The sequence below is a fragment of the Exiguobacterium sp. s131 genome (assembly GCF_018617345.1).
Taxonomy (GTDB): domain Bacteria; phylum Bacillota; class Bacilli; order Exiguobacteriales; family Exiguobacteriaceae; genus Exiguobacterium; species Exiguobacterium profundum.
Window position 1 is genome coordinate 781,082 of the sequence record NZ_JACSJX010000001.1, and the last position, 20,521, is coordinate 801,602.

20 protein-coding genes and 1 other annotated feature are annotated in these 20,521 nt (G+C 46.9%); of the genes, 14 read left to right on the plus strand and 6 right to left on the minus strand.

What is annotated here, in order from left to right; translation table 11 throughout:
- Positions 1-5 precede the first annotated feature (5 nt).
- On the plus strand, positions 6-1,079 hold the full coding sequence (locus tag KNO69_RS04090; RefSeq protein ID WP_214816208.1) for a M42 family metallopeptidase: 1,074 nt from the start codon (positions 6-8) through the stop codon (positions 1,077-1,079).
- Between the two features lie 150 nt (positions 1,080-1,229).
- Positions 1,230-2,246, plus strand: a complete 1,017-nt coding sequence (locus tag KNO69_RS04095; RefSeq protein ID WP_214816212.1) for a PTS sugar transporter subunit IIC — start codon at positions 1,230-1,232, stop codon at positions 2,244-2,246.
- Between the two features lie 34 nt (positions 2,247-2,280).
- Here KNO69_RS04095 and KNO69_RS04100 read toward each other — a convergent pair whose 3' ends face one another.
- Positions 2,281-2,613, minus strand: coding sequence for a hypothetical protein (locus KNO69_RS04100; protein ID WP_214683951.1), 333 nt, complete (start codon positions 2,611-2,613; stop codon positions 2,281-2,283).
- 115 nt (positions 2,614-2,728) lie between these two features.
- Here KNO69_RS04100 and KNO69_RS04105 point away from each other — a divergent pair, with 115 nt between their 5' ends.
- From KNO69_RS04105 to KNO69_RS04130, 6 genes are all read left to right on the plus strand, one after another.
- A complete protein-coding gene (locus tag KNO69_RS04105; RefSeq protein WP_012726759.1) occupies positions 2,729-3,040 on the plus strand; it encodes a thioredoxin family protein in 312 nt (103 codons plus the stop codon).
- A gap of 6 nt (positions 3,041-3,046) precedes the next feature.
- Positions 3,047-3,841, plus strand: coding sequence for a DUF1444 family protein (locus KNO69_RS04110; protein ID WP_214816215.1), 795 nt, complete (start codon positions 3,047-3,049; stop codon positions 3,839-3,841).
- Positions 3,842-3,895: 54 nt separating this feature from the next.
- Positions 3,896-4,510 carry a YtpR family tRNA-binding protein gene (ytpR, locus tag KNO69_RS04115; RefSeq protein WP_078147943.1) on the plus strand — a complete coding sequence of 205 codons (615 nt, stop codon included), beginning with the start codon at positions 3,896-3,898 and terminating at the stop codon, positions 4,508-4,510.
- A 55-nt stretch (positions 4,511-4,565) separates the two neighbouring features.
- Positions 4,566-5,273 (plus strand): hypothetical protein, encoded by a 708-nt coding sequence (locus tag KNO69_RS04120; RefSeq protein ID WP_214816218.1) that lies wholly within the window; start codon positions 4,566-4,568, stop codon positions 5,271-5,273.
- Positions 5,274-5,358: 85 nt separating this feature from the next.
- On the plus strand, positions 5,359-6,666 hold the full coding sequence (gene murC, locus KNO69_RS04125; protein WP_214816222.1) for a UDP-N-acetylmuramate--L-alanine ligase: 1,308 nt from the start codon (positions 5,359-5,361) through the stop codon (positions 6,664-6,666).
- 97 nt (positions 6,667-6,763) lie between these two features.
- The gene (locus tag KNO69_RS04130) at positions 6,764-7,216 is read left to right on the plus strand and encodes a Dps family protein (RefSeq protein WP_012726754.1); all 453 of its coding nucleotides are present in this window, start codon (positions 6,764-6,766) and stop codon (positions 7,214-7,216) included.
- Positions 7,217-7,260: 44 nt separating this feature from the next.
- Here the strand turns inward: KNO69_RS04130 and KNO69_RS04135 are convergent, their stop codons facing one another.
- Entirely contained in the window at positions 7,261-8,373 is a 1,113-nt protein-coding gene (locus KNO69_RS04135; RefSeq protein ID WP_159562548.1) for an aminopeptidase, read from the minus strand.
- A 169-nt stretch (positions 8,374-8,542) separates the two neighbouring features.
- Here KNO69_RS04135 and KNO69_RS04140 point away from each other — a divergent pair, with 169 nt between their 5' ends.
- From KNO69_RS04140 to ccpA, 4 genes are all read left to right on the plus strand, one after another.
- A complete protein-coding gene (locus KNO69_RS04140) occupies positions 8,543-9,055 on the plus strand; it encodes a DUF948 domain-containing protein (protein WP_074036477.1) in 513 nt (170 codons plus the stop codon).
- Positions 9,056-9,080: 25 nt separating this feature from the next.
- Entirely contained in the window at positions 9,081-9,629 is a 549-nt protein-coding gene (locus KNO69_RS04145; RefSeq protein WP_214816225.1) for a YtxH domain-containing protein, read from the plus strand.
- 132 nt (positions 9,630-9,761) lie between these two features.
- On the plus strand, positions 9,762-10,853 hold the full coding sequence (locus KNO69_RS04150) for a bifunctional 3-deoxy-7-phosphoheptulonate synthase/chorismate mutase (RefSeq protein ID WP_074036479.1): 1,092 nt from the start codon (positions 9,762-9,764) through the stop codon (positions 10,851-10,853).
- A 127-nt stretch (positions 10,854-10,980) separates the two neighbouring features.
- A complete protein-coding gene (gene ccpA / locus KNO69_RS04155) occupies positions 10,981-11,994 on the plus strand; it encodes a catabolite control protein A (protein ID WP_214816228.1) in 1,014 nt (337 codons plus the stop codon).
- Positions 11,995-12,043: 49 nt separating this feature from the next.
- Here ccpA and KNO69_RS04160 read toward each other — a convergent pair whose 3' ends face one another.
- The 3 genes from KNO69_RS04160 to KNO69_RS04170 are packed head-to-tail and all read right to left on the minus strand — an operon-like array spanning position 12,044 to position 14,483.
- Entirely contained in the window at positions 12,044-13,213 is a 1,170-nt protein-coding gene (locus tag KNO69_RS04160; protein WP_074036482.1) for an acetoin utilization protein AcuC, read from the minus strand.
- Entirely contained in the window at positions 13,210-13,842 is a 633-nt protein-coding gene (locus KNO69_RS04165) for an acetoin utilization AcuB family protein (RefSeq protein WP_012726747.1), read from the minus strand. The genes KNO69_RS04160 and KNO69_RS04165 overlap by 4 nt, the downstream gene beginning before the upstream one ends.
- 11 nt (positions 13,843-13,853) lie before the next feature.
- Positions 13,854-14,483, minus strand: a complete 630-nt coding sequence (locus KNO69_RS04170) for a GNAT family N-acetyltransferase (protein ID WP_078147204.1) — start codon at positions 14,481-14,483, stop codon at positions 13,854-13,856.
- Positions 14,484-14,638: 155 nt separating this feature from the next.
- Here KNO69_RS04170 and acsA point away from each other — a divergent pair, with 155 nt between their 5' ends.
- Positions 14,639-16,345, plus strand: a complete 1,707-nt coding sequence (acsA, locus tag KNO69_RS04175; RefSeq protein WP_074036486.1) for an acetate--CoA ligase — start codon at positions 14,639-14,641, stop codon at positions 16,343-16,345.
- Positions 16,346-16,385: 40 nt separating this feature from the next.
- Here the strand turns inward: acsA and KNO69_RS04180 are convergent, their stop codons facing one another.
- Positions 16,386-18,848, minus strand: coding sequence for a transglycosylase domain-containing protein (locus KNO69_RS04180; RefSeq protein ID WP_214781576.1), 2,463 nt, complete (start codon positions 18,846-18,848; stop codon positions 16,386-16,388).
- Between the two features lie 169 nt (positions 18,849-19,017).
- Positions 19,018-19,215: a binding site (T-box leader), on the plus strand.
- 47 nt (positions 19,216-19,262) lie between these two features.
- On the opposite strand from KNO69_RS04180, the gene tyrS reads away from it, so the two are divergent.
- Positions 19,263-20,510: a tyrosine--tRNA ligase gene (gene tyrS, locus KNO69_RS04185; RefSeq protein ID WP_214690721.1), complete on the plus strand. Its 1,248-nt coding sequence runs from the start codon at positions 19,263-19,265 to the stop codon at positions 20,508-20,510.
- The last annotated feature ends 11 nt before the right edge of the window (positions 20,511-20,521 follow it).

A 20,521-nucleotide genomic window follows, 5' to 3' on the forward strand; every position in this document is an offset into this window, starting at 1 on the left:
GAAAGATGGATCAGAAGACGAGAGATTTATTTAAGACGCTAACAGAACTCCCGGGAGCTCCTGGGTTCGAGTCTGAAGTTCGTCAATTTGTACGTGGACGAATTGAACCCCATTCAGATGAAATTGTCACGGATGGCATCGGATCAATTTTTGGAAAACGTGTCGGAGACGAGTCGGGACCGAAAGTCATGGTAGCCGGACATATGGATGAGGTCGCTTTTATGGTGACACGGATTACCGAGAACGGCATGCTTTACATACAACCACTCGGTGGCTGGTGGAGCCAAGTGCTCATGGCGCAACGTTTCGACATCATCACGTCGAACGGTAAAATTCCCGGTGTCGTCGCTTCGACACCGCCTCATTTGTTAGGTCCAGATGCAATGAGTAAACCGATGGACATCAAGCAGATGTTTATCGATATCGGAGCAGATTCGAAAGAAGAAGCAGAGTCATGGGGTGTACGTCCGGGGGTCCCTGCTGTTCCATCGAGCGCATTTACCCCACTTCATCACCCGAAAAAGATTATGGCCAAAGCTTGGGACAATCGTTATGGCGTCGGTCTTGCAATCGAATTGTTGGAGGAAACGACAAAAGCCGATCACCCGAACATCTTGTTCTCGGGTGCTACCGTACAAGAAGAAGTCGGATTACGTGGAGCGCAGACAGCATCTGAATTGATTCAGCCAGATGTGGCACTCGTACTCGATGCTTCACCGGCCAATGATGCTTCAGGAAGTAAAACGGAGTTCGGTCAGCTCGGTGAGGGAGCATTGATCCGAATTTTAGATCGCGTCATGGTCATGTCTCCTGAAATGCGTGATTTCTTACTCGATACGGCTTCAGACGAAAACATCAAGACACAATATTTCGTCTCACTAGGCGGTACCGATGCGGGGCGCGTTCACATGAGCGGAGAAGGGGTGCCGACAGCCGTCATTGGCGTCGCATCTCGTTATATCCATACACATGCTTCAATTCTTCATACAGATGACTATGATGCAGCAAAAGCGTTACTCAAAGCGTTAGTCAAGCGACTTGATCGTTCGACACTTGAAACGCTACGTCCATCTTGTTAAGTCAAACATTCCGTTCACTCGAAAGATGAGTGGACGGTTTTTTTGTGGATGTGCTTGCTATTTCATGAAAACGTCTTATACTGATAAAGGTGTTTATACATGTATATTACTTATGACAAGACACTTGTATAAGGGTAAGGAGGATATGTTATGTTCAAGAAAAAAGGAATCTCATTGAGCCCGTCGCTTTATTTTGTGACGGTGCTAAGTTATATGGCACTAGGTTTGTTTAGTACATTAATCATCGGTCTGATCATGAAAACAATCGGAGGTCAGCTCGAAGGGACGACATTCACAGGGATGAGTGCCACATTGATTCAAATCGGGGATGTTGCCATGAGCTTGACCGGACCGGCAATCGGGATTGCCATCGCCTATGCGCTAGAGGCGCCACCGCTCATTTTGTTTTCTGCGCTCGTTGTCGGGGCATTTGGATATGAGTTCGGCCCGGCAGGAAGCTACGTTGCGACAATTCTTTCGGTCGAAGTCTCAAAACTCGTCTCTAAATCGACGAAGCTAGATATTCTAGTGACGCCGTTCACTACGATTGCCGTAGGCTATTTCACAGCAACGTATATCGGCAAGTATGTCGGCCTGTTCATGACGCAACTCGGTGGTTGGATTGAATGGGGGACGGAGCAACAGCCGTTGTTCATGGGAGTGGTCGTCGCGACATTGATGGGACTTGCGTTAACGGCACCGATTTCAAGTGCTGCCATCGCATTGATGCTCGGTTTGAATGGGATTGCCGCTGGTGCAGCGACTGTCGGTTGTGCGGCTCAGATGATCGGGTTTGCCATCACGAGTTATCGTGATAACGGAGTCGGTGGGGCGATTGCTCAAGGGATTGGCACCTCGATGCTTCAAGTCGGGAACATTGTGAAAAACCCTTGGATTCTCCTTCCGCCGACAATGGCCGGTGCTGTATTGGCACCAATCGCGATTCTGTTGTTTGAACTGGAAAGTGTCGCTGCGGGGGCGGGCATGGGAACAAGTGGGCTTGTCGGTCCAATCGTCATGCTCGAAACAATGGGCTTTACTTGGTACACCTTTTTCGTCGTCATTGGTTTCCTCATAATCGGACCAGCTCTATTGAGCTACGCGGTATACGCAGTCTTGCGAAGAACTGGTCGGATTCAACCGAATGATTTAAAAATTGATTACTAAAGAAGAGCAACGTTTCGAGGAACGTTGCTCTTCTTCATCCAATTCCGAACCACATTTTCACGGACTCAACCGTCTCACGAGGGACGCGGAAACTGATTAAGAATAACATGAGCACAATCACGTAAATGGGGATCAAGAAACGCTTTCGAACGATGGGCAAGTGACGTGTCAATTTCTTGAGATATTTTTCGAGCACATAAATGACGGCGAAACCGACAACGAGCCAAATCAAGATCTCTAGTCTCGTTTTATCAGTGTCAATAAACAAGTAGCCGTATCGCAAAATGGCAAGCATTCCAAATACACCGACCATCTGTTCAAGAGGGTGCTTCATTTCAGGGTTTAACGTTTCGCGTGTTAATTTCATTCAGCTTCACCTGTTTCAACTAGTTTCGGCTTTGATTATAACAAACAGCAGAGCAGAATGTGTGACTTGACTTATGCTATTATAAGTGAGGAAAAAACGAACAGGAGTGATAATCATGAAACGACTATCAACAATGGCAGAATATATCGAAGCAAAAGAAGCGAAAAGTGTCCTTATGTTTTCGGCGACATGGTGTGGAGATTGCCGATTCCTTGACCCATTCATGCCGGAAATCGAGAAGAAATTTGAAGCATGGACGTTCTATTACGTCGATCGTGACGAGTTCATGGAACTTGCGCAAGAACTTGATATTTTTGGCATCCCAAGCTTTGTTGCGTTTGAAAATGGCAATGAGGTTGATCGCTACGTCGGTCGTGAACGGAAGACGCCGGAACAGGTTGAAGCTTTCTTGAACGGATTAGGGTGAGCCTTTATGGAACGGAATGAGTTAAGACGTTATCTAGAATCTCATTTTAATGAAGAATACCGTACTTCTTACGACCGTGAGAATGAGGTACTGCGCGTCGAGCGGAAATCTGACCGTTTTGGGGTCAATATCCGCCTTGCGCCGATTGTGGCAAAGGCTAAGACACGCGGTACGGTTGCCGTCGATGAAGTCATCGAGTATATCGAATCAGCGATGAAGGCGGATGATCAAATCTCCCTCACCAGAAATGAAGATGCCATCTATCCGGTCATTCGTTCGAACTCTTTCTCGAAGACGACAAAAAATGGAGAAGCACTTGCATTCACCCCGCACACGGCCGAGACCGCGATTTTTTATGCGCTGGACCGTGGAAACGGATATCGGTTGATTGAAGAACGCCACCTTTCGGATGAAATGACGCTCGACCGCATCGAGCGAATCGCCCGTGAGAATGTGAAAAAACTACCGACCGAGATGAAACAAGACGAAGTGGCTGGAAACCCATTCTACTTCTTAGCAACTCGTGATGGCTACGAGGCGTCTCGTGTGTTAAATGACGAGTTTCTTCGGCTGATGGAACGACGAATTGAAGGGGATATGCTCGTCGGTGTCCCGCATCAGGATGTGATGATTGTTGCGGACATTCGAAATGACCAAGGATATGATGCGATGCAGCAACTGATGTTTGATTTCTTCACAAATGGTCGAATTCCCGTCACTGCACTCGCCTTTCACTATGAGGCGGGGGAACTTGAACCGATTTTCATTGTCGGAAAAAAGACCCCGCCATCGAACACATAATCTGATAAAATAAGTGAGATGAGTTTGAAAGAAGGGACGTAGGAACGTATGCAAATGAATGTGTTTTATAACCGAGAAGGAATCGGTGATGTACTCATGGTGTTGTTAAAAGAAGGAGAACGACATCATCAATCTGTCGAGCGGACGGGAGACGTGGCAATCGTCAAGTCGGCAGACGGAAAAGTGAACGGGTACAACCTGTTTCAAGCAAGTCAACATGTTGATGTGACAGGATGGAATGGTCCTGTTGAGTTGACAGTCGAATTAGTGGAACAGTTGCAATCTATCTTAAATGATAACGGGATTGAAGAGGACTTTTCATGGGTTGACGTGACGCCGAAGTTTGTCGTCGGGTATGTTGAAAGCGCAGTAAAACACCCGGACGCTGACAAACTGTCAATCTGTCAAGTTCAAATCGACCAAGGGACTGTTCAGATTGTATGTGGCGCACCGAATGTGGCAACAGGGCAAAAAGTCGTTGTCGCAAAACCGGGTGCGGTGATGCCGACTGGTTTGATTATCCGTCCGTCTGCACTCCGTGGTGAAAGTTCACACGGGATGATTTGTTCTGCCCGTGAATTAAATCTTCCGAACGCCCCGCAAGAAAAAGGGATTTTAGTATTAGATGACGAATATGAAGTAGGTACAGCATTTAAAATCGGTCGCTAAATTCGACCGATTTTTTTGTTAAATATGGATTGAGTGAAAAAGCGAGGAATCAAGTATGGATGCATATGAACGTTCACTGAAGCAACAAGCAGAGCGAATCAAACGAGAACTGTCGAAAGAAGGACAAAAAGGTTCCCCTCCGCCAAAGGTAGAGGTAACCGAGGAATTTATTCCGTCAGACGTCCCGTCACCGATTTATGGATATGCTCGTCCGAAACCAAAGATTGTCCTTCCGGTCGAACACTCTCCTGAAACGAGAGAGGCGTATGATTCAACGATGGCATCTACTCATTCTGCGACGGAAGAGCCAATCCAAGAGTCATCTACTGAAAACGTCTCTGAACCTGAATGGAGTGAAGAGTCCAACGAGCTGATTTCCGAGGAAATGGAAATGGAAGACAAATCGATTCTTGGTGAAGTTTCGATTCTTGATAATGGCTTTTCATCTGTTTTTATGCAATCAACAGATTTATCTCGTTCAAAAAAGGAGACAGTCGTGGAGGCTCAACAAGGTGCCACTCCTCAAACTGACCTAGATATTGACGAATCGGCGGAACAAATCGGTCCGTCGATTGAGCAGATTGCAGAAAGATTACAAACACCATCTGAACAGCAAGGAATGCCTTCTAACACAGATTTGACACCAGCGGTTCAAGTCTCATTTAAAGCGGATCAACCGCCTGTGAATGTGATGATGACGCCAAAAGATCGGATGGCGATGTACCGTAGCCGACGACTTGCACAAAAAAACAATAATCTGTAATAGCACGATTCTGTGAGTTTTGCTATAATGACAAAGGTTTGTCGCATTTTGACGAGCCGCAATGAATTAGGGGGGCTATTTACAGATGAACCGTTATCACTTCGTCGGAATTAAAGGAACGGGCATGAGTCCTTTAGCTCAAATTTTATTTGATATGAACAATGAGGTCCGTGGATCGGACGTTGAAAAAGCATTTTTTACAGAAGAAGCATTGAACCGTAAAGGGATTGAAATTTTGCCATTCGATCCTGAAAATATTTCGGAAGACCAAATCGTTGTACAAGGAAACGCGTTCAGTGATGATCATCCAGAAATCGTGCGTGCACGTGAACTCGGATTGACGATTTATAAGTATTACGAGTTTTTAGGTGAACTCGCGAACCATTACACGAGCGTCGCCATCACTGGGTCGCACGGGAAAACGTCAACGACGGGATTACTTGCACACGTCATGCGTGGAATCGAACCGACATCGTTCTTAATCGGCGATGGAACGGGAGAGGGAGTGGCGGATTCGAAGAACTTTGTCTTCGAAGCTTGTGAGTACAAACGACATTTCTTATACTACCGTCCAGACTACGCGATTATGACGAATATCGACTTTGACCATTCGGACTATTTCTCTGGTCTTGATGATGTCATTGACGCATTCCAAGAAATGGCGAAACAAGTGAAGAAAGGAATCATTGCTTGTGGCGATGACGAAAATCTTCAACAGATTCAAGCCAACGTGCCGCTCGTCTATTACGGTTTCGGGACGCACAATGATTTCCGTGCTGAACAGGTCACATCGACAGAAAATGGAACGACATTTGATGTCTTTTTACGTGATGACTTCTACGGGACATTCCGGATTCCTGGATATGGAGACCACAGCGTGTTGAATGCGCTTGCCGTCATTGCGACATGTGACTACGAGAACTTGCCGAAAGAATTGGTAAAAGAACGTCTTGAAACGTTCAACGGTGTAAAACGCCGATTCAGTGAATCGATGTTAAACGATCAAGTGCTTGTCGATGACTATGCGCATCATCCGCGTGAGATTAGTGCAACGGTAGAAGCAGCTCGGAAAAAGTATGGCAATCGAGAAGTCGTTGCAATCTTCCAACCACATACGTATACACGCTTGAAATCATTCATGGACGACTTTGCGACGGCATTGGCCGAAGCAGACACTGTCTATTTATGTGATATTTTCGGTTCAGCACGTGAGCAAGAAGGGACGGTCACCATCGAAGACCTTCAATCACGAATCGAAGGAGCACATATCTTAAAACGTGGTGGTACAAGCGTGTTACGCAACCATGCCGATGCCGTGCTCTTATTCATGGGTGCCGGTGATATTCAAACGTATCAGCGCGAATATGAAGAAGTTGTAAAACTTGAAGCGTAAGTGTGAAAGGGAGACGAAAGTCTCTCTTTTTTATGTTTAGCCATCCAAAATCTCGGTAATAGTAGTATCGATGAATATGACAAAGGAGATGTTAGGAATGGCTAGTCAAGTTGCACTCAACACCTTAAACAAAGAAGTAGCGAACTATGGATTGCTGTTTGTAAAACTTCATAATTATCACTGGTATATTAGTGGACCGCATTTTTTCACGTATCATGAAAAACTAGAAGAACTCTATAATTTAGTGGCAGAACTCTACGATGATGTGGCAGAACGACTCCTTATGAATGACGGCGAACCATTTGCGACGATGAAAGAGTATCTCGAACATTCAACGTTAAAAGAAGGCGATCGTCATGCCGAGACAGATCAGATGATCAAAGATATCATCAGTGACTTCAAACAAATCCGTCAAGAGATGCAAGATGCGATGGAGAAATTTGAGGACGGCGATGAGGCGATTGAAGATACATTCGTTTCTCATATCGAGCGACTCGAAAAAGAAATTTGGATGATGTCTGCCGCCCTCGGGAAGAAAACAAAATTATAAATATAAAGAATGGTGCACCTGAAAAAGGCGCACCATTCTTTATATTATTTCAAGTTTTCTGGATTGAGCGGAAGCAACGCATCGATGACGAAACGTCCATCTTTTCGGATGAGCAAATCGTCGAACCAGATTTCGCCGCCACCGTAATCCGGGCGCTGGATGTTGACGAGATCCCAGTGGACAGATGAGTTGTTGCCGTTATAAGCCTCATCATACGCTTGACCAGGTGTGAAATGGAAGCTTCCATCAATTTTCTCATCGAAGAGAATATCCTTCATTGGATGTTGGATGTATGGGTTCACACCGATGGCAAACTCACCGACATAACGCGCACCTTCATCCGTGTTGAACACCTCATTGATCCGTTCTGTATCGTTCGCTGTCGCATCTACAATCTTCCCGTCTTTAAACGTCAACTTTACATTCTCGAACGTGAAGCCTTGATATGGAGATGGCGTATTGTATGTGATGACACCATTGACCGAGTCTTTGACCGGTGCTGTGAACACTTCACCGTCCGGAATGTTCATCTGACCAGAACACTTGATGGCTGGGATGTCTAAAATCGAGAATGAAAGATCGGTACCTGGTCCTTTCAATGTCACGCGATCTGTCTTATTCATTAACTCGACTAGCGCATCCATCGCACGGTCCATTTTTCCGTAATCGAGTGTACAGACATTGAAATAGAAGTCTTCGAACGCTTCTGTCGATTTTCCAGCGAGTTGCGCCATCGATGGGGATGGATAGCGGAGAACGACCCATTTCGTTCCTTTAACACGGTCTTCGGTATGCATTTTCCCAAGTGTGGCACCGACAAGTTTTTGCTGTTCGCTTGGAACGTCTGACAACTCGTTAATGTTATCACCAGCACGTAAGCCGATGTAAGCATCCATTGCTTGCATCTGTTTACGTTCGATGTCGGCCATCAGTTCGAGTTGTTCACGGCTTGCACCTGTATACAACTTACGTAAGATACGGCTCTCTTTTAAGAGAACGAAAGGATGTCCCCCTGCTTCGTATGCCTTTTCGACGAGTGCTTCAACGAGCGACTCTTCGACGCCGAAGTTCTCAATTAATACCTTTTCCCCCGGTTGTAGCTTGACGGAATAATTGATTAAACCGTCAGCTAATTGTGTAATTCTTGGATCTCTCACACGATCACCCCTAATTTTTTTTATGAATTTCTATTTTAGTGTAATCGAAAACACAAAAACGGGTAAAGGAATAATCAGACCGAATGGCGAAAACGGTTGTAGCAAATCTTTTCAGTCATAATGGTGCTATAATGAAACAAGAAACGATTGAATAGGAGGAATGGATTGAATGGAGATCACATTAGGAGGCATCGCTGGGCTAATTGCGGCGCTCGCGTTTGTCGTACTCGTCATCTTCTTGGCGCGTGTCTTGTCGAATGTAAATCGTACACTCGGAAGTGTCGCCAATACGACCGAAAATTTAGAACGCCAGCTCGATGGAATCACGATGGAAGTGACGGCGCTCTTACATAAGACGAACCGTCTCGTGGACAACGTCGAAGAAAAAACAGAATTGCTCGCACCTGTCGCTCATGCGCTTGATGAGCTAGGGACATCATTGAACGAGGTAACCGAGTCTGTTCGTACCGTCTCGACTTCTGTCCATTCGGCAGCGGACGAAAACAAAGAACAGATTGCGCAAGCCGTCCGATGGGGATCGGTTGCGGTCGAATTGTTCAAGAAGAACAAACCTGAATCTTCTACTACAAAAGAACGTCCACGTCGTCGCACACGACGCGAGAAGAAAGCAGAAACACCTGTATCACCTGATTTGATTCAAACGGATGATACGATCAAATAAGTTAATCTCGGGGAGGAACTCACACATGACAGACCAAAAGCAATCAACAGAACAGAATCAATCAAGTAGCGGATTTTTGACGGGTGTCATTCTCGGAGGGATTGTTGGAGCGGCAGTCGCGTTATTGACGTCTCCGAAAAACGGACGTGAAGTCCGGACGTACCTTGATGAGAAGACGTCAACATCGCGAGAGCGCCTGACTGTCAAATCGAAAGAGATGCGTGAGAAAGCAGAACCGGTCCTCGGGGAATGGATTAAAGTGGCGAGCGATAAGGCGGCACCTGTCCTCAATATCGTAAAAGATAAGGCACGCGAAGCTGCAGAATTGAAGCAACAAATCGATGAAGATGAGCTTTCGATTGAAGAGGCGATGGAAAAAGCAGATCAACTCGTTGCGGAAGCAGAATCGGAAGTGAAGGAACAGATGGACCGCGCGGCTGAAGAAGAAAAGCCATCGAACGCATCGGATTCAGAGTCTGACGATTCGCTCGAAGCACCTGTCAATGAGTTGCTCGACGAGGAATCGAAAGAAGAACTAGAAGATTTAAAGAAAGACTTAAAAAAAAATGAGTAATTCGTAAGGACCGAATGGATTCGGTCCTTTTTTGGTGATTTTGTGACGTAGAAGGTTTCCTTATGACAAAGCGCACAAAGTTCGATATAATTAGGAATCTGGAAAGAACGGCTTAGGAATGAGAGGGAAACTATGAGTCCACAAGATCAATTGAATCGATTACGTCGAGAAATGGATGAATTGAACCATGAAATGCTCGACTTGCTTAGTCGGCGCGGTACACTTGCCGTCGAAATTGGAAAAATTAAACGTCTTCAAGGTGTCGAACGTTATGATCCGGTCCGAGAGCGAGAGATGCTTGATTTTATTGCCGCATCAAACCAAGGGCCGTTTGAAACGTCACGTCTTCAACATATCTTTAAAGAAGTCTTTAAAGCGTCTGCTGAATTACAAGGAGAAGATCGAGATAAAACGCTTCTCGTTTCGCGTAAACGTCAACCGGAAGACACGTTGGTCCATATGAAAGATGTGACGATCGGAAACGGCCGTCCACAATTGATTGCAGGACCATGTGCCGTAGAGTCTTTCGAACAAGTGAATGCGGTCGCAGAAAAGCTTGCATTGTCTGGTGTTAAAATCATGCGAGGCGGTGCTTATAAACCACGTACGTCACCTTACGATTTTCAAGGCTTAGGTTTTGAGGGATTGAAACTGTTAAAGACGGCAGCTGACCGACATGACCTACGAGTCATCACAGAAATCATGACTCCTGGCGCAGTGGAATCGGCGTTACCGTATGTTGACATCATTCAAGTCGGAGCTCGCAACATGCAGAACTTCGATTTGTTAAAAGAAGTTGGGAAGACAGACAAACCGGTCTTGTTGAAGCGCGGATTATCCGCTACAATCGAAGAGTTCATTTATGCGGCAGAGTACATTATGGCGAGCGGGAACAGCCAAGTCATCTTGTGCGAGCGGGGAATTCGAACGTATGAACGTGCGACACGCAATACGTTGGACATTACCGCTGTGCCGATTTTGAAGCAAGAGACGCATCTGCCTGTTATGGTAGACGTCACGCATTCGACAGGTCGTCGTGATTTATTGTTGCCAGCTGCAAAAGCGGCCCTTGCAATCGGAGCTGACGGTGTGATGGTAGAAGTGCACCCGAATCCGGCGATTGCCCTCTCGGACGCGCAACAACAATTGGACTTCGATCAATTCGATCAATTTGTGGAAGGACTCACGGTCCAGTTTCCCCAACTTGATTTGGTGAAAAAGTAAGCTTTCCAAATGGAAACGTTTTATATCGCATGAAGACAGGGTAAATGGATGACAGATACCTGTCTTCCTTTTTTAAGACGTTTTATGAAAACTTTTTGAAAATCAGGACTTGTAGGAGGAGTAGTTTATGAATAGTAACAACGTAACAATCTATGATGTGGCACGAGAGGCCGGGGTGTCGATGGCGACCGTCTCTCGTGTCGTCAACGGAAACCCGAACGTCAAACCGACAACACGCAAGAAGGTACAGGATGCGATTGACCGTCTTGGTTATCGTCCGAACGCCGTCGCACGTGGACTAGCAAGCAAGAAAACGACAACGGTCGGTGTCATCGTACCGGATATCTCGAATATCTTCTTTGCCGACTTGGCGCGAGGTATCGAAGATGTGGCGACGATGTATAAATACAACATCATCCTTGGTAACTCAGATTCGAGTCGTGACAAGGAAGTCCATTTACTCAATACGCTATTAGGTAAACAAGTGGACGGTATCATCTTCATGGGTGGACGTTTGCATGAAGATCTCGTGGAAGAGTTCAAAAAATCACCAGTTCCAATCGTTCTCGCAGCGACATTGAACCAAGGATATGATCTCCCGGCTGTCAATATCGATTATGAGCAAGCGGCGTATGACGCGACTCAGATGTTGATCAACCACGGACATGACCGTGTTGGATTCATCACTGGACCACTCGAGCAACAAATCAATGGCGAGAAGAAATTTGCCGGTTACCGCCGTGCTCTTGAAGATGCAGGCCTTCCTTTCCAAGAGAACAATATGATTCTCGGAAATTATACGTATGCGTCTGGTCTCGAGGCGATGCAAAAAATGTTGCAACGTGACGATTGTCCGAAAGCCATCTTCGCAGGGACGGATGAAATGGCACTTGGGGTCATCCATGCGATTCAAGATGCAGGTTACTCTGTTCCAAACGATTTCGAAGTCGTCGGTCACGATAACACGCGCCTCGCGACGATGATTCGTCCGAAGTTGACGACGGTCGTTCAACCGATGTACGATATCGGAGCCGTCGCGATGCGTCTCTTGACTAAGATTTTGAACGCGGAAGAAATCGAAGAGAAAAACGTCGTGCTTCCTCACCGAATCGAACGCCGTGACTCGCTTCGTCAGGACTAAAAGAAAAGCTGCCCGTTCATCCATTTTTGAGATGAACGGGCAGCTTTATTTATAAATAAATCGATTTTCGATCATTCGAGATGAACGGCCAAAAGGCACGCTTCGTGACTTCCCAATTCTTTTCTTCAATTTGTTGACGCCGCGGGATATGATCAAACGCGTAAAGAGAGTCGTCCCACCGAGTGGGTAACGGTTGACCAGCGACATCGGACCATTGCTCAATCCACTCGGTCGGGATATCTCCGGCATAGGGTGTCTCTCTCGTCAGACCGGCCCACACTTGTGCCCAGGCGCGAGGAACGGCTCGATACCAGTCATAGCCGCCGCCACCAAGTGCGACGAGACGACCATCGGTATACTCGTCTGCCATACGTGAAGCGATTTGGGGAATCTGTTCGAACGTCCGTATCGTTGATGCGAGATGGGTGAGTGGATCAAAGACATGGGCATCCGCACCATTCTGAGTCAGGATGATATCAGGTTTGAACCATTCGCACGCTTCACGTAAAACGGTCTCATAGCAAGTCAAAAATGAGTCATCTTGGGTGAACGCATCGACTGGTACGTTCCAACTATAGCCGTATCCTTTCCCATTCCCTCGCTCTGTCACCATTCCGGTACCCGGGAAGAGATAGCGACCTGTCTCGTGTATGGATAAAGTCATCACATCATCATCGTCATAGAAGAGCCATTGGACCCCGTCCCCATGATGCGCATCCGTATCTACATAGAGAACGCGCGACCCGTATTGTTTTCTCACATGTGCGATGGCGACGGCCGCATCGTTATAGACGCAAAATCCTGATGCTTTGCGCCGCATTCCATGATGTAGACCGCCCCCAACATGGAAGGCTCGCTCTGCTTTGCCGCTCGCAACTAGATCGAGCGCATGAATCGTCCCACCGACAAGCCGTGCGGCTCCCTCGTGTATCGTCGGAAAGATGGGAGTGTCTTCCGTACCGAGACCAAACTTATTCGCTTTCAGCGTAGAAAGTTCTCCTGCCGCCGCAGCTTGTACGGCTTCGATGTAGTCAAAGTCATGAACGAGCGCTAACGCTTCAACCGAAGCGAGTGGAGGAGACACACATTCCGATTTGGAGAGTTTTCCGGCTGCAATCAGAAGGGATGTCGTCAATTCCAGTCGTAACGGATTGAACGGGTGATCCTCATGAAAGCGATAAGACGTCTCGTCTTCGCCAAATATGTAAATCGGTCTCATCGTGACATCTCCGGACCGAGGACATCATACCCTTCACGTTTCAACCGTTCGATGATTCGGAGCGGGTTCATCGTCTGGACGCGGAAAGAGATGATACGTTTATACGGATCGCTCGTCGGATGAACGAAGACGTTGATGATATTGACGTTTGTTTTGGCGAGGAGTCGGGTCACTTTTTCGAGTGTGCCGGTCGTATTTTCGACGAGAATTTCAATTTGCGAACTCGGTTCGAGTGCGCCTGTCAATTGCACGAAGTAACGTAATAAATCGGTCTCTGTCAATACACCGACGAGTTTCCCTTGTTCGACGATGGGGAGACAGGTTAGCCGGTTTTCGTAAAATAACGCAGCTGCATCTTCAAAGAAATCGAATGGATGCGCTGTCGGTACCTCGGATCGCATGATGCTCGATACAGGGTTTTGAAAGTCTGCGTTTTCACTTTCGGGATGAAAGACGCTCGTCGCACCACTCATCTCGAATTGGCCGACAATCCCGACGACTTGTCGAGCGGGATTTGTCACAATCAAATGTCGGACACGATGTTCACGCATTAATTTTGCGGCATGGGCAATCGTATTGGTCGGTTGAATCGTCACGACATGTCGATTCATCATCTGTTCGATTAACATATAATCCCTCCTTAGTCGTACATAAATCGTCGGCGAAGACGAAGTGAATCAAAATGGTCGATTGATTCTTGTCGTACGTTTTTTCCGATACGAGCCATCAAACAGTTGGCAGGATGGGAGGCAATCTCAGGATCGTCTGTCGGGAAGAAAACAAGTCCACCGTGATTCATCATCTTCTCCATGACTTTTCGATAATCCCAAATCGAGAGTCCACTACCTTTCAAATCCCAGTGCCAATAATATTCGGTCGTCAAAATCAAAAAGTCATCCATATGTGGGTCCATCATCGATACTTCGAGTAATTGTTTCCCGATTCGTTGACCACGGAAGCGAGGACTCACCTCGATTGCCCCGAGTTCAAGGATGTATGGGTCGTTTCCTTCACTCCAACGCTCATACGGGTCAGGATAGAGGAAAGTCACGTATCCAATCACGAGATCGTCTTGCCTGGCGACGATGATTCTTCCTTCTTTTAACCCAGCAATATCGACGAGTGCTTCGTGCTGATCTTCCGGTTCACGAAAAGCTGTCAATCCTTCATCAAGACGATACGTCCGTAACACGTCAGGCGCCACCGGACCATCAATCGTGACGTCACCTTGTGAGGTCTGCCATACTTTTGAATGATATTGTTTTTCCATAGGGTCACCACCTTTTCCATCTCTTATTATAGCGCTTTCATCAAGCTGGAATCATCCTGTTTTGATGGAATTGGAAATTCATTGATTTGTCATAATTTTAACACTATACTGAAAGTGGTTATACCAATCTTTACAGGGGAGGCGAATCTTTAGCGATGGAAAAATTGAAAGCGTTAACAGGGGAACATCAATTAGCGTCGTATGAAGAGGCTTGTCAGTCGTTTGAATGGACACAAGCAGAAGCATTGTTTTCATGGAATTTGACGGGGAAAGTCAATTTGGCATATGAAGCCATCGATCGCCATGCGGAAAGTGAATTGGCGACAAAAGTGGCACTGCTTTATTTCGATGGGGATCGAGAAGAGCGGTACACGTATGCGGATATGAAGAAAGAAAGTAATCGTTCTGGTAATGTTCTGAAGTCGATTGGTGTGGAGAAAGGCGACCGCGTCTTTATCTTTATGCCACGTCAGCCAGAACTTTATTTTATTTTGCTCGGTGCAATCAAACGAGGGGCCATCGTCGGTCCATTGTTTGAGGCGTTCATGGAACAGGCGGTTCACGACCGTTTGCTCGACTCGGAAGCGAAAGTGATTGTGACGACGAAAGAACTGTTGCCGCGCATTCCGGTCGATCAGTTGCCTCATTTAGAGACAATTCTACTCGTTGGGGACGATGTCGAAGAGTCGGAAAAGGTGCTCGATTATCGTAAACTGGCGAACGATGCGACGACAGATCTCGAATTGACGTGGGTCGACCGTGAAGACGGTCTGATTTTACACTATACATCGGGCTCAACAGGAAAACCAAAAGGGGTTCTCCACGTCCATAATGCGATGATTCAACATATGATGACCGGCAAATGGGTACTCGATCTTCAACCGGATGACATTTACTGGTGCACGGCTGACCCTGGATGGGTGACGGGGACGAGCTACGGTATTTTTGCGCCTTTCTTAAATGGTGCGACAAACGTCATCGTTGGTGGACGCTTCAATCCTGAATTTTGGTATTCGGTCATTGAACGGTTTGGCGTGACAGTTTGGTATAGTGCCCCGACGGCGTTCCGCATGCTCATGGGCGCTGGCGATGAAGCGTTTGAGAAGTATGATTTGTCTTCACTTCGTCATATTTTATCCGTCGGTGAGCCGCTAAATCCAGAAGTCATTCGTTGGGGACACGAAGCATTTGATCTTCGAATCCATGATACGTGGTGGATGACAGAAACCGGTGCGATGATGATTTGTAACTATCCGACGATGGACATCAAACCGGGCTCAATGGGGAAACCGATCCCAGGTTGCGAAGCGGCTATTTTGGATGACCGGGGTCAACCACTTCCACCACACCGAATGGGAAACTTGGCACTCAAGACGCCTTGGCCGTCGATGATGCGGAAGATTTGGAAGAACGATGCGAAGTATGAGAGTTACTTCTGGGGAGATTGGTATGTGTCAGGTGATTCTGCTTATATGGACGAAGACGGCTATTTCTGGTTCCAAGGTCGGGTCGACGACGTCATCATGACAGCAGGAGAACGGGTCGGACCGTTTGAAGTGGAAAGTCGACTCGTGGAACATCCGGCTGTGGCTGAAGCGGGTGTCATCGGAAAACCGGACCCGGTCCGAGGTGAAATCATCAAAGCGTTCATTGCGCTACGTAAAGGTTATGAACCGTCTGATGAGTTAAAACAAGAAATCCAGCAGTTCGTCAAAGAAGGATTGGCTGCGCATGCAGCACCACGTGAGATCGAATTCAAGGACAAGTTGCCGAAAACACGAAGCGGGAAGATCATGCGTCGCGTCTTGAAGGCTTGGGAATTGAATCTTGAAACAGGTGACCTCTCGACGATGGAAGATTAAGATAAACAAAGGGTCGACACATCGTGTGTCGACCCTTTGTTTATTCACCGTTAGCATCAGCATCGGCTTCTTCTTCAGCTTGTTGTTCGGCTTCTTGTTTAGCCTCTTCTTCAGCTTTCTTCTTCGCGTCTTCCTCAGCTTTTTTCTTTGCTTCGGCGTCTGCTTTTTGTTTAGCTTCTTCTTCAGCTTTTTTCTTAGCGGCAGCATCGGCAGCAGCCTCTTGTTTCTTCTCCTCAGCTTCTTTCTTTGCTTCTTCGGCCTCTTTCTTGGCCTCTTCTTCTTTCTTCTTCTCTTCCTCTTCTTTTTCTTTCTCTTCTACTTTCTTCTTCTCAGAGAATGAACCTGAGTCTTGGAAGTCTTTCGAAGTGACGGTTGAAGGTTGTGAGAAGCGTGCGCTGACGCCTAGAGCTTCTGGGTCATCCGCATAGACACGATTCATCGTTTGCGACCAGATGCGCTGTGTCCGTTGATAGTAACGTCCATAATCCCAACCATCTAGCATTGAGAGGCGTTGTGAATCATAACCTGACCAGACAGCGAGTGTAACGTTCGGGTTCGACCCGACCAAGTACGAATCACGTTGATCGTTCGTTGTACCGGTTTTACCCATCCAATCGCCAGGAACGCTGAGCAATGATTGTGCATATGTCGCAGTACCTGACGTGTAGACGTCGCGGAGCATATCCACCACGAGATAAGAGGTACGTTCTGTGAAAATACGCGTTTTCTTCGGCTTCGCTTCGTAAATGACTTCACCTTGATATTCAATTTCTTGGATGAAGTGTGGCTCCACGTGTTCACCGTAATTTGCTAGCATCGCATAAGAGGCGGCCAAATCGATAGGCTTGACTTCCCCGGTACCGAGTGCCATCGCTGAAGCATAACGGTTTCCTTCAGATACCGGAATTCCCATGTCGACTAATTTCTGAGTATCAGCAGGTTTTTGGTTACGTTCTTCATAAATCTTAACAGCCGGAACGTTCAAGGAGAGCTTGAGCGCATCGCGTACTGTGACAGCACCGCGATACGTTTTCCCTTCGTTTTGAACTTGTTTCTTCGGTTGTCCGGGACCAGTAAACTTATAGAAATACTCCTCGTCAATGATTTGAGTGGCAGGTGTAATCATGCCAGCTTCAATCGCATTTGAATAGACAAGAATCGGTTTTGCAGTCGATCCGATTTGACGTTCTGCCCAGAAAGCACGGTTCAAATCGTCGGTCTTGCCATTGATGTAGCGACCTCCGACGAATCCGAGTACTTTCCCGGTCTTATTCTCAATCATGACAGAAGAGGTTTGTTCAGGAAGTGTGCGGTTCTCATCTTCAATCGTTTGATTCGGTCCGAAGTTGCCAGCGTTTTTAGCCGGTTGTTGCATCGCTTCGTGAATTTCTTTATCCAATGTCAAACGGATGTTGAACCCACCTTGACGCAACATGTTATGAGCACGCTTCGCATAAGTCGAACGGACAGAGTCCTGTTCCTCCGAGCTCAACTCATTGATTTCAATCCCATCTTGCTCCAATAGATAATCCGTTACGATTTGGCGTGCTTGAAGTTCTGCTTCGTCTACCACGTACGGATATTTGTCGCGAGGCTTCGTCTGAGTCTGCATGAAGTCTTGTGTGATGTCGTAGTTATAAGCGGCATCATATTCTTCTTTCGTGATCTTTCCTGCAACGTACATGCGGTTCAATACCGTTTTCATTCGGTTAACCGCACCCGATACGTCCTCTTTGATGACGCCACCTTGATAGTAAGGTGTGTAGAAGAATGGGTTTTTTGGGATACCGGCAAGGAAAGCAGCTTGTGGAAGTGTCAATTTCTCTGCCGAAGTATTGAACACACCGCGAGCGGCGGCCTCAATCCCTGAAATGTTACGTCCCATCGAGTTACGTCCGAATGAGACAACGTTCAGATAGGCGTTTAAAATTTCATCTTTGTCCATCGCCTTCTCTAGACGAAGGGCGAGTAATATTTCTTTTGCTTTCCGTTCGAAAGATACTTCGTTCGTCAACATTTGGTTTTTAATCAATTGTTGCGTCAACGTTGAACCACCCGTGCGATCTTCAGATCCTGTTGCTTCTTGTAAAATAGCGCGTAACGTCGCTTTTGGAACGACGCCATCGTGCTCATAGAATTCGACATCTTCCGTCGCAAGTAGTGCATCGACAACATATGGAGAAACTTTTTCTACTGGAATCGGGATTCGTACCTCATCGGTCGTATAGTTCCCGATGCGCTCCCCGCTTCCGAAGTAAATATTGGAAGTCGATGTATACGTATTGATTTGCGCAGTCATCGTTTTATAAGCCGGGGTCGGCATATCTTTGACGAGTGACGCGAAATATCCGACACCAATTCCAGCACCTAAAAACCCGATGAGTACAACAGAAATGATGGTCAGGAGTAGGACGTTCCACGACACATCATACATAACATTGGCATAACGACGTACTTTCAATGACGTCGGATTATTCCATAAGTCTCGAATCTTCTGCAGCATGACAGCCTCCTTAAATATGGTGTAAAACTATTTTAGACAGTAATATATTCGATTATAGCACAATTCAACCTACACCTTACCTCGAAACCGAAGTCTCGTGCAAGTTTCATTGTAAGAGTTGACAAGTTGAAAACGATGCTTATAAAATGAATAGCATAGTCAACAAGATAATGACGCTGTGAAGAAAGCGAAGTAGTCGACGGGCCTCTTGACCAGAAAGCTAGTGGTTGCTGTGAACTAGCCAATGTCAATCGATGAATTACACTTTTAGAGCGTGCCTTCGGGCCGGTTCGAGACCGTTATCTCTCGCTCAAGCGGTCGCAAATTGCGACAAGTAGGGTGGTACCGCGGAATCTCCGTCCCTTCTCATATGAGAAGGGACGTTTTTTTATGTCAATCGAAGGAGTGGAACAAATGGAACTATTAAACGATTTAGAGTTTCGAGGACTTGTCAACCAAATGACAGATGAAGAAGGATTAAAAGAACAACTCAAGCAACCGACGACGTTATACACGGGATTTGATCCGACAGCGGACTCGCTTCACATCGGGCACTTGCTCCCGATCTTGACGCTAAAACGTTTCCAGCAGGCCGGCCATCAGGTCATCGCGCTCGTCGGTGGGGCGACAGGGATGATTGGTGACCCGTCAGGTCGTTCGGATGAACGTTCACTAAACACGTTGGATACGGTCAAGCTCTTCTCCGATCGCATCAAGGATCAGTTGAGCCGATTCCTTCCACTTGAAGGGGAGAACCCAATCACGATTCGCAACAACTACGAGTGGACGGAAGAGATGTCAATCATCGACTTCCTGCGCGACATCGGGAAGCACTTCCCAATCAGTTACATGCTTGCGAAAGACTCTGTCGATTCACGTATGGAGAACGGGATCTCGTATACAGAGTTCTCTTACATGTTGCTCCAATCTTACGACTTCTTGAAACTATACGAGACAGAGAAATGTCGTCTTCAAGTCGGTGGAAGTGATCAATGGGGGAACATCACGGCAGGTCTTGAATTGATTCGTCGCTTTGGTCACTCTGAAAAAGCGTTCGGTCTCACCGTGCCACTCGTCACAAAGTCGGACGGACAAAAGTTCGGGAAGACAGCGGGCGGTGCAGTTTGGTTAGATGCGGATAAGACGTCGCCATATGAGTTCTACCAGTTCTGGATCAACGTCGACGATGCAGATGTCATCAAGTTCATCAAATACTTCACGTTCATGTCGCATGAAGAGATTGAGGCACTTGCAGCCGAAGTGACAGAAGCGCCTGAAAAGCGCGTGGCACAGCGCCGACTCGCAGAAGAGATGACAAAGCTTGTCCACGGTGAAGCAGGACTTGAACAAGCGGAGCGCATCACGAAAGCGTTCTTTAGCGGAGATTTGACGTCGCTTCAACCGGAAGATATGGAAGATGCGTTTAAAGGCATGCCGCAATTCGAACTTGACGGTGAACGCAACCTTGTCGACCTCCTCGTCGAAGCGAAGATCTCACCATCGAAACGTCAGGCACGTGAAGATGTGACGAACGGAGCGATTTACTTGAACGGCGAACGTGAACAAGCGCTCGATAAAATGATTACGCGCGAAGACACGCTCGGTGAATTCACCATCATTCGCCGTGGTAAGAAGAAATACTTTGTGATTCGTCACATATAATCACGATGTCC